Source organism: Nitratidesulfovibrio liaohensis (genome assembly GCF_011682075.1).
GTDB lineage: Bacteria > Desulfobacterota > Desulfovibrionia > Desulfovibrionales > Desulfovibrionaceae > Cupidesulfovibrio > Cupidesulfovibrio liaohensis.
In genome coordinates this window covers 1-3,180 of the sequence record NZ_VSMK01000327.1, presented here as the reverse complement: position 1 = coordinate 3,180, position 3,180 = coordinate 1, and the positions used below count along the sequence as shown (strand labels likewise).

The 3,180-nt window shown below is 70.3% G+C and carries 1 protein-coding gene and 1 pseudogene; one reads left to right on the top strand and one right to left on the bottom strand.

Annotation, left to right across the window (positions count from 1 at the left end):
* Positions 1-406, top strand: a pseudogene (locus FVW27_RS11385) (3-deoxy-D-manno-octulosonic acid transferase); the annotation flags it as partial.
* Positions 407-478: 72 nt separating this feature from the next.
* Here the strand turns inward: FVW27_RS11385 and FVW27_RS11380 are convergent.
* On the bottom strand, positions 479-3,180 hold a 2,702-nt coding region (locus FVW27_RS11380; protein WP_167125222.1), incomplete at its 5' end, for an ATP-binding protein.

The window sequence follows — 3,180 nt, the reverse complement described above, 5'->3', positions numbered from 1 at the left end:
CACCGCCGCGCCCTCCGGCGGCGCTTCCGCCCGCGGCACGGTGCTGATCTGGGACGTGTTCGGCGAGTTGGCCGCGCTGTACGCCAGCGCCGCCGCCGTGTTCGTGGGCGGCTCTCTGGCCCGGCTGGGCGGCCAGAACTTTCTGGAACCGCTGACACACGGGGTGGTGCCCTGCGTGGGGCCATCGCGCGAGAATTTCGAGTGGGTGGGTGACGGGCTGGACGAGGCCGGGCTGCTGACCGAGGTGGCCGACGGCGACGCCCTGGCGGAGGCCCTGCTGCAACATCTGCGCAGCCCCCTGCAACGCGAGGTGGTGCTCCACCGCTTCGAGGAATGGATGACCCCCCGCCGTGGCGGCGGACGCATGGCGGCGGACGTGGTGCTGTCAGTGGCCGGACTGCGCTGAACATTCAGCCGCAGCCTTCCAGCGTTCCCCGGCGTCGCCCGGCCCGACGCCCCCCAGTCCAACGTACCCCGATTAGCCCAGGCCCGGACTGGACGGATTGCCTGCCGGGGTGTCCGCCCCGTCGGCAACATCGCTTCCGCTGCCCAGGTCGTCCCTGGTCGACCAGGCAGTATACCCCTGCCCGCCGCCCCCGCAGTGGCGGGCCATGCAACGCAGCAACTCCCCGCGCGAAAAGGGCTTGGCCAGAAAGCCGGTGCACCCCGCTGCCGCGCAGTCGTCGCGGAATTCGCCCACCACATGCGCCGTCAGGGCGATGATCGGCGTGGGCGGCAGGCCCTGCTCGCGCTCCAGGGCACGGATGGCACGCGTGGCCCGATACCCGTCCATCACCGGCATCTCGATGTCCATGAACACCAGGTCGAACCGCCCGGCAGCGTAAGCGGCCACGCCTTCCTCGCCGTTGTGGACCTCGGTGATGGCGCAGGGGCGCCCGCGCAGGTACAGCGAAAAGAGCAGGCGGTTGCTGGGGCTGTCCTCCACCAGCAGGATGGACAGGGACCGCTGGGGTCCCGGTTCCTCATCGCCGGACTGCGCGTCCGGCAGGTCTGGCGGGGCCGGAACTTCGCCCTGCCCGGTGGGACTTGCAACACCGACGGCACCGGCGGCCACCACGCCTTCCGGCGCGACCGAATCGACAGGCCCGGCCGGATCGGCCGTATCCACCGAATCGACCGCATCAGCCACATCGGGCGAATCGGGCCGTTCGACGGGCCATGCACTGGCCGAAGCCGCCTGCGCGACTGGCACAGTTGGAACACCCTGCGCAACCGGAGAAACCGGGGCATCGAAGGAATCATCCGTCCACGCCTCCTCCCGCGCCTCCTTCGGGGCCGCTCCGCAGTGACCTTCACCGGCTGGTTGCATGGGCAGGGTGAAATACACGGTGGTGCCCCTGCCGGGGGCGCTTTCCAGCCAGATGGCGCCGCCCAGCACGTCCACCAGCGCCCGGCAGATGGACAGCCCCAGTCCAGTCCCCCCGTACTGGCGGGTAATGGACGAATCCGCCTGCATGAAGCTTTCGAACACAACATCCTGATGTTCCGGCGGAATGCCGATGCCCGTATCCGCCACGGAGAACAGCACTTCCACCCGCCTGCCGGGGCACGGGCGGCATGCCATCTCGTCCGACGTTGCGGGGGCGGCGGCCCGGGGCGCGACTGGGAGCGCGACTGGGAGCGCATCCGGTCCTCCGTCCCGCCCCGGCACGTTGCCGTCCGCGGGCTGGGCCAGCACCAACACCCGTCCGGCTGGGGTGAACTTCAGCGCGTTGGAGACCAGGTTACCCAGAATCTGGCGCAGCCGCAGCGGATCGCCTACCAGCGCGTCAGGCACGCCGGGCAGCACGGCCCAGTCCAGGCGCAGGCCGCGCCCGTCCGAACCGGCGGCGGGTTCCATCTGACGGCAGACCTGTTCCATGACCTCGGCCAGGCGAAACCCCACCCGCTCAGGCACCACCCGCCCGGCTTCCAGGCGCGAAAAGTCCAGCACGTCGTTCAGCAGAGCCAGCAGCGAATGGCCGGAACTGCGCAGCACGTCCAGGTAGCCGCGCTGCTCCGGTTCCAGGGGGGTGCGGTCCAGCACGTCGGCCATGCCCAGCAGGGCGTTGAGCGGGGTGCGCACCTCGTGGCTCATGCGTGCCAGCAGTTGCGTCTTGGCGCGGCTGGCCGCCTCGGCGGCTTCGCGCTCGCGCTCGGCGCGATGGCGTTCCACGCGCTCGGTGATGTCGTGCACCGCGCCCTCGATGTACAGTTGCTCGCCGGTCTCGCCGGTCACCGCGCGAGCGGTCAGCGCCACGTGCACCACGCTGGCGTCGCGCCTGCGCAGGCAGGTTTCCAGCGACACCCGCCCCTCCTGCCGCAGGCGACGCAGCAGTTCCTCGCGCTCGCCGGGGCGCACGTAGAACTGCTCGCCGATGTCCATCACCGACGAGACCATCTCGTAGGGCGAAGAAAAGCCGAACATGCGCGCCATGGCCGGGTTCACCCGCAAGAAACGGCCCTGCGGCGTGGACTGGTAGATACCCTGTGCCGATTCCTCGAAAATGCGCCGGTAGTTGGCCTGGGCGCGGGTAAGCTCCCAGTTCAGCAACTCCAGTTCGCGGTTGGCGCGGGCCAGGCGTTCGCCCGACTCCACCTTTTCCTGCAACGCGCCCAGAAGGCTGGTGCGGTTTTCCTCCAGCGTGGAGGCCATGTGGTTCACGGCCTGGGCCAGTTGGCCGATCTCGGCCATGCCCGCGGGGGGCAGCCGTTCGCTGTAGTTGCCAAGCGAAATGCGCCGAATGGCGTGCAACAACTCGTGCAGCGGCCGCACCACCCGGTCGGCGATGAGAAAGCCCGTGCACACGGACAGCCCCAGGGCCACCACGGCGGCCAGCAGGGTGTATTCCACGGCGGTGCGCAGGCGCAAGCGCTGCGGTTCCACGTCCACGAACACGGCCAGCGCGCCCACGGGCATGCCGCTGCCCCCCGGCAGGGGCTGATAGCTGACCAGATAGGGCTTGCCCGCCACCTGTTCGTAGCGTTGCAGGAAGGGCAGGTCCTGCCCCTTGCCGAATCCCGGCTGCCTGCCCGGCTGGACGGACGTGGCGCCACCGCCCAGCCAGTCGAGCAGCCCACCCCCGCCGAAAAGGCCACCGCCGGAAACGTGGCGACCGGTCACCCCGCTGCCGTAGGAACCGCCCCCCGCCACACGCTCGCCGGCCAACCCACCGGGCG